Here is a 6,831-nt window from a genome sequence, read left to right as displayed (position 1 = left end):
CTTCGATGACTACAGCCGTCGGGTCGTCGTGCCGCTCGTATTGGGCTCGCAGGTGGAGGCGATCGGCCGCTCTGCGTTGAATCCGGTGTTCACGGTCGACGGCCTTTCCGTGGTCTTGCATTCGCTGGAGATCGTTTCAGTGTCCAGGGATCGCTTGGGGCCCGTTGCCGGTTCGCTGGCAGCGGAGGGCGACCGGATTATCGGGGCGCTCGAAGATTGATGTCTCGCGCCTACGGCTAGTCGGACGGCCCGAACCGATGCGCGCGGATCAGCGCGATGCGCCCTCATCTCCGCCCGGGTTGGTCCGGGTGCTGATATCGGCTTGACCCCCAGTTCGAGGCTGGCGATCCTCCCGGCGGCAGAAGGACGCCAGACAATCCGTCTAAACTACGCGCCCCTCAGGCACATCACCCGGTCATGCAGCAGGAATATTCACCGCGCGACGTCGAACAAGGCGCCCAGGCATTCTGGAACGAGAACGAGTCCTTCAAGGCGCGCGAGGACGCGGCGCGCGAGAAGTTCTATTGCCTATCGATGTTTCCCTACCCGAGCGGACGCCTGCACATGGGGCATGTGCGCAACTACACGATCGGGGACGTGATCACGCGCTATCAGCGCATGCTCGGCAAGAACGTGCTGCAGCCGATCGGTTTCGATGCCTTTGGTCTGCCGGCCGAGAACGCGGCGATGAAGAACGGCGTGCCGCCGGCGCAGTGGACGTATTCCAATATCGACTACATGTGCGGCCAGCTCAAGCAGCTGGGCATCGCCTATGACTGGGATCGGCGCCTGGCGACCTGTGAGCCGTCCTACTACCGCTGGCAGCAGTGGTTCTTCGTCCAGCTCTACCAGCAGGGCCTGGTCTACAAGAAGGCCTCGATCGTGAACTGGGATCCGGTCGACCAGACGGTGCTGGCCAATGAGCAGGTGATCGACGGACGCGGCTGGCGTTCCGGCGCCGTGGTGGAGCAGCGCGAGATTCCGCAGTGGTTCCTGAAGATCACGGACTACGCGGACGAGTTGCTGTCCGAGCTGGATCAGTTGCCGGACTGGCCGGACGCGGTCAAGACCATGCAGGCCAACTGGATCGGGCGCTCCGAAGGTCTGGAGATCGACTTCCGGCTGGCTGATCGCGACGAACACATCACCGTGTTCACCACGCGTCCGGACACGCTCTATGGCGTGAGCTTCGTTTCGGTGGCGGTGCAGCATCCGCTGGCGCTGGAAGCGGCGGCGCGCAGCGAGGCGGTTGCGGCGTTCGTCGATGAGACGAAGAAGACCGACGTCCAGGAGGCCACGCTGGAAACCATGGAAAAGCGCGGCGTGCCGCTGGGCATCGACGTGATCCATCCGCTGACCGGCGAGCGGGTGCCGGTGTGGGCGGCGAATTTCGTATTGATGAACTACGGCACGGGTTGCGTCATGGCGGTGCCGGCGCACGACCAGCGCGACTGGGAATTCGCCACGGCCTACGGGCTGCCGAAGATGCCGGTGATCGGTCCGGATGCGGAGACGCCGGCCGACATTTCGGAGGCGGCATTCACCGACAAGGCCACGACGCAGAATTCCGCTGAGTTCTCGGGGCTGAGATTCGACCAAGCCTTCGATGCGATCGCATCCCGTCTGGAGGCGCAGGGGCAGGGAAGGCGCCGCGTGAATTACCGTCTGCGCGACTGGGGCGTTTCGCGACAGCGCTATTGGGGCTGCCCGATTCCGGTGGTGTACTGCGAGGCCTGTGGCGCGGTGCCGGTGCCGGACGATCAGCTACCGGTGGTGTTGCCGGAGCATCTGGTGCCGGATGGCCGTGGCAACCCGTTGCTGCGCGAGGAGTCCTTCGTCAACTGCGAATGTCCCAGCTGCGGCAAGCCGGCCAGACGCGAGACCGACACCTTCGACACCTTCGTGGATTCGAGTTGGTACTACGCGCGATTTGCCTGCGCCGACCAGAACGAGAAGATGCTGGATGATCGCGCCAGATACTGGCTGCCGGTGGATCAGTACATCGGCGGCATCGAGCACGCTATCCTGCACTTGCTGTACGCCCGTTTCTTCACCAAGGCGATGCGCGACAACGGTCTGGTCGATACGCCGGAGCCGTTCGCGCGTTTGCTGACGCAGGGCATGGTGCTGGCCGAATCGTTTTACCGGACGACCGCCAATGGCGGGCGCGAATGGATCGCGCCGGGCGAAATCGAAGTGGAGCGCGACGCCAAGGGCGGCATGCTCGGCGCCCGGCTGAAGGCCGACGGTTCGGTGGTGCAGTCCGATGGCATGGGCACCATGTCCAAGTCCAGGAACAATGGCGTGGATCCGAACCGGATCATCGAGTCGCACGGCGCGGATGCGCTGCGCCTGTTCATGATGTTCACCGCGCCGCCGGAGCAGACCCTGGAATGGTCGGATGCCGGCATCGACGGCGCAGCGCGTTTTCTCAAGCGCTTGTGGAAGCGCGTCCTGGACCACACGGCGGGCGGGGCGGCACCGCCGTTGAATGCGTCGGCACTGGATTCTGCTCAGAAGGAGCTGCGACGCAAACTGCACGAGACGCTGCGCAAGATCGAGGATGATTTCTCGCGTCGCCATACTTTCAATACGGCCATCGCCGGCTGCATGGAGTTGCTCAACGCGCTCTACAAGTTCGACGACGCCAGCGACAACGGTCGCGCCGTAAGCCAGGAAACCCTGGAAGTGCTGGTGTTGGTGCTGGCGCCGATCGTGCCGCACCTGTCGCATGTGCTCTGGAACGCGCTGGGCCGCTCGGACGCGGTGATTGATGCGCACTGGCCGCGGCACGACCCGGCGGCGCTGGTGGCGGACACGGTGAAACTGGTGGTACAGGTCAACGGCAAGCTGCGTGGACACATCGAGGTGGCGGCCGATGCGACGCAGGAGACGATTCTGGACGCGGCGCTGGCCGAGGAAAACGTGAAGAAGTTCGTCGGGGAGCAGATCCTGCGCAAGAAGATCGTGGTGCCGGGCAAGTTGGTGAGTCTGGTGGTTTGATGCGAAGTCGGTATCGTTCAACGGGACAAGCGCAAGCGAAGTGCAGCATTAAGGATGGCGGCTTGAAGATCGATTCGTGGTTCTGCGCCGTGCGCGCAACCCGGCTGGCGGTGGTCGTCGCGGTCCTGTTGCTGGCCGGCTGTGGCTTTCGCCTGGCGGGTGACCGTCCCCTGCCCCTCGCATTGCAGCGTGTCTACATCGATACGGTCGAGCCCTACGCCGTGTCCGAGCCGCCGGTGGAGCAAGCCCTGCGCTCGCGGCTGCGTCGGCGCGGTGCGGACATCGTGGCGCAGCCGGAAGCGGGTGTGAGTACGCTGCGGCTGACCAAGCTGGACGAGCAGCGTTCGGTGCTGTCGATCGGGCCGGATGGCAAAGCCGTGGAATTCGAGCTGACGACGACAGTGGATTTCGTGCTGGTGCGCGACGGCAAGATCCTGGTGCCGTCCGATCGCTTGAACGCCTCGCGCGACTACAGTTTCAATGCCGAACAGATTCTGGCCAAGGAAGCCGAGGAAATTCGCTTGCAGCGCTATCTGCAGGACGAGCTGGCGGACCTGCTGCTGCTGCGTCTTGAGGCATCGCTGTCACGCCTGGTGCCGGAGCCGGCGTCCGCGAATGCGGGCATCGAGCAATAAACCGCTTGGTGTTCTTAACGTGAATCACGCGCCGCGTGATGCCGATCTACCCTCGCCGCGTTTGCGGGAGAGAGGGGGGCGCTCGCGACTGCGAGCGGTGGCTGAGGGGAACGGCCATGCCGCAGCAGATTCATTCTGCAGGGTGCCGCTTGGCGGCATGGCCGTTAGCCCTGGCCCGAAGCACTGGCCTGGTTCGGGTCGGGTCGCGCTGCGAGGCGACAAAATGGCGCCGGCCGCAGCCGGCGCTGCCCACTGTGTTCGGGACGCCTGGCGCCTGAACGTTGCCCCATTCAAGTTCGACAAGGAGTGCATGGTGAAACGTATCGCAACAGCCCTGATTCTCATGAGCGGATCGAGCGTGGCCCTGGCCGATGGATGGTCGGGCGACGTGACCGCTGGATTGATCATGACCAGCGGCAACAGCGAAACCACAACGTCCAACGGAAAGCTGAAGCTCGCGTATGTGACGGGGCCATGGGAGCATTCGTCCCACCTCTCGTTCACGCAGGCGCGTGACGAGGAGGAAACCACGGCGGAGCGTTACACGGTGGGCTACAAGGCGGACTTCAGTTTCACCGATACTGACTACATCTATTTCGCGGCCGATTGGCAGAAGGATCTGTTCGCGAGCGTGCGCGAACGCACCGTGGAAACGGTGGGCTACGGCCGCAGAATCTTCAACACGGATGCGCACCAGCTCGACCTCGAAGCCGGCGCCGGCGCGCGTCAGAACGAATATGCGGAGCCGCCAGACAGCCGCTCCGATGACTTTGTTGGCACGACCGGGCTGGACTATGCCTGGACGATCAGCCCCACCAGCAAGTTCACGCAGACCTTGCTGGCCGAATACGGCGAGTCCAACACCTATACCGAATCGGTGTCACAGTTGAAGCTGTCGATCATCGGCAATCTGTTCGCTGCCCTGGCGTTTACCGCGCGTCACAACAGCGTGGTCAGCGAGGGCAATGAAAAGACCGATACCGAGACCTCCATCAATCTGTCCTACGAGTTCGGCAAGGCCGATCCCTGAACGCATGAGTCACTACCGCCACCACGTCTTCTTCTGCTGCAATCAGCGCGCGCCCGGGGAGCGCAGTTGCTGCAATGACAAGGGCGCGACACGGGTGCGCGATTACGCCAAGAAGCGGATCAAGCACGCCGGAGCAGCCGGCGTGGGCAAGGTCCGCATCAATATGGCAGGATGCCTCGAGCGCTGCGAGGAAGGCCCGGTGATCGTCGTGTATCCGGACAACGTCTGGTACACCTACGTGGACGAAGACGACGTCGACGAGATCATCGACGAGCATCTGCTGGCCGGGCGGCCGGTGCCGCGGCTAATGCTCAAGGATTAGCAGGTATCCGGGAACGGGGCCACATTGTGAAACCTTGCTCCCGGATTCCGCTGCGCTCCATTCTGCCTGCGGCTTGTTTCGAAACGCTCGTGTAGCCGTTCCGGTTGCCGATCGCCGGACCTCACAACACCGGCGTATCGATGCCCAGAGGATCGAACGGTTTGCCTGTGTCGGGTGGTTCCTGCGGCGGCTTCGGTGGCGGTGACGGTTCGTTCTGCAGCTTCTGCGGGCCGCCGGTGATCCACACCAGCATGTCGTAATACGTGCGGATGTTGCCGACATAGGCCACGGCTTCGCGGCCACGCGCATAGCCGTACTTCAGCTCTCGGTAGTACTTGGGCTGCATCAGCAGCGGCAGACGCGAACGGACATCGGGCCAGCGGTTCGGATCGCCGCCTTGCGCGGCGGTGAGCTTGCGTACGTCGATGATGTGTCCCATGCCCATGTTGTAGGCAGCCAGCATCATCCAGCTGCGGTCCGGTTCCTGCACTTCGTCCGGGAGGCGGTCTCGGAGGGATTGCAGGTAGCGCGCCGCTCCGTCGATCGCTTCGGCCGGGTCGAGACGATCGGCGACGCCGAGAAATTCCGCGGTCTGCGCGGTGATCTGCATGAGCCCGCGCACACCGGTGGTGCTGGTGGCTTCCGGGTCCCACACCGATTCCTGATAGCCGACCGCCGCCAGCAGACGCCAGTCCAGACCATACTTTTCCGCTGCGGCTTCGAAGTCGGCGCGGTAGCGCGGCAAGCGCGATTCGGCGTGAGTGGCCAGCGCCACCGCGCCCAGGTAGCCGACGCGATCAATGTGCCCGAAGTAGCGGTCGTGCAACCAGCCCAACTCGGTTTCGCCGAGCTGGTTCAGATAGGCCTGCGCCGCGTCGAACAAAGGCCCGGCGTCGCTCGGCAGCGCCCAGGCGAGATCCTGCTTGTCGGCCAACGCGAATGCCACCCGCAGCTGCGGGTAATAGCGCTGATTGATCGTCACCAGATCGGAGTTCGCCACCGTGTAGCCGATGCGGCCCTCGACCACCTGCACCAGCAAATCCTCGGATTCGAACTCATCGGTCTCCTCCCAGGCCAGGTCCGGATGGTCCCGCTTGAGTCGTTCCAGCCATTCGGCATGCGCGCTGTCCTTGACGACGACCAGCTGGCGGCTCTCGTCGAGATCGTCAATGTCCCTGGGGCGGTTCTCGCCCATGCGGTACACGAGTTGCGGAACGATGGTTCGCAGGGGCGTGGTGAAACGCAGGTAGTCTCGACGATTCTCGGTGACCGCGAGACCGGCCGCGCCAAGTTGAGCGCCGCCGGTGCGCACCGCCTCGAGTACGTCAGCCACGGTATCCAGCACAATCAGATCCAGTTTGACGTCCAGGGCTTCCGCAAAACCCTTGGCCAGGTCGTACTCGAAGCCTTCATCGCCAAGCGGGCCGGTGTAGTAGGTGGTGGGGCTGTTGACCGTCGCCACGCGCAGCGTTCCGGTGGACCGGACCTGTTCGAAGATCGAAACCTTCGGTGAACACGTCGTGATCGGTAGCACGATTCCGGCGATGATCGCGAGCACAATCAGTTTTCCGATCACAATGGTGGGCGAAATGCGTAGCTTCATTTACAATGCGCGACCCTCGGGACGCGCAGCTTAGACTGCCCCTGAGGGATCGGTCGGAATACGGGACGGGATGGCTGGAATGGTCGCCTGGAATTCTTGGATGTTCGGCTGAAGTGCATCACGATGTTGACAGTGTACGGAGAGGTACCGAAGCGGTCACAACGGCACCGACTCGAAATCGGTTGGGGGCTTAACGCTCCACGTGGGTTCGAATCCCACCCTCTCCGCCAATTCTGGC

The 6,831-nt window shown here is 63.4% G+C and carries 6 protein-coding genes and 1 tRNA gene; 6 read left to right on the top strand and 1 reads right to left on the bottom strand.

Annotated features, from left to right (window positions below; genetic code table 11):
* The 5 genes from RM530_RS16215 to RM530_RS16195 form a co-directional block, all read left to right on the top strand.
* Positions 1 to 220 (top strand): CcdB family protein (locus RM530_RS16215; RefSeq protein WP_311366303.1); only part of this gene is annotated, 220 nt, incomplete at its 5' end.
* Positions 221 to 417: 197 nt separating this feature from the next.
* Positions 418 to 3,003, top strand: a complete 2,586-nt coding sequence (gene leuS / locus RM530_RS16210; RefSeq protein WP_311366302.1) for a leucine--tRNA ligase — start codon at positions 418 to 420, stop codon at positions 3,001 to 3,003.
* A gap of 62 nt (positions 3,004 to 3,065) precedes the next feature.
* Positions 3,066 to 3,638, top strand: a complete 573-nt coding sequence (locus RM530_RS16205; RefSeq protein ID WP_311366301.1) for an LPS-assembly lipoprotein LptE — start codon at positions 3,066 to 3,068, stop codon at positions 3,636 to 3,638.
* Positions 3,639 to 3,951: 313 nt separating this feature from the next.
* Positions 3,952 to 4,668, top strand: a complete 717-nt coding sequence (locus RM530_RS16200) for a DUF481 domain-containing protein (RefSeq protein ID WP_311366300.1) — start codon at positions 3,952 to 3,954, stop codon at positions 4,666 to 4,668.
* 4 nt (positions 4,669 to 4,672) lie between these two features.
* Positions 4,673 to 4,990 (top strand): (2Fe-2S) ferredoxin domain-containing protein, encoded by a 318-nt coding sequence (locus RM530_RS16195; RefSeq protein WP_311366299.1) that lies wholly within the window; start codon positions 4,673 to 4,675, stop codon positions 4,988 to 4,990.
* A gap of 121 nt (positions 4,991 to 5,111) precedes the next feature.
* Here the strand turns inward: RM530_RS16195 and mltF are convergent, their stop codons facing one another.
* Positions 5,112 to 6,593, bottom strand: coding sequence for a membrane-bound lytic murein transglycosylase MltF (mltF, locus tag RM530_RS16190; protein ID WP_311366298.1), 1,482 nt, complete (start codon positions 6,591 to 6,593; stop codon positions 5,112 to 5,114).
* Positions 6,594 to 6,731: 138 nt separating this feature from the next.
* On the opposite strand from mltF, the gene RM530_RS16185 reads away from it, so the two are divergent.
* Positions 6,732 to 6,823: transfer RNA gene (locus RM530_RS16185), tRNA-Ser, on the top strand.
* Positions 6,824 to 6,831 lie beyond the last annotated feature (8 nt).

Source organism: Banduia mediterranea (assembly GCF_031846245.1).
In the GTDB taxonomy this organism is placed as follows: Bacteria; Pseudomonadota; Gammaproteobacteria; order Nevskiales; family Nevskiaceae; genus Banduia; species Banduia mediterranea.
This window is presented reverse-complemented; position numbering and strand designations above follow the sequence as displayed.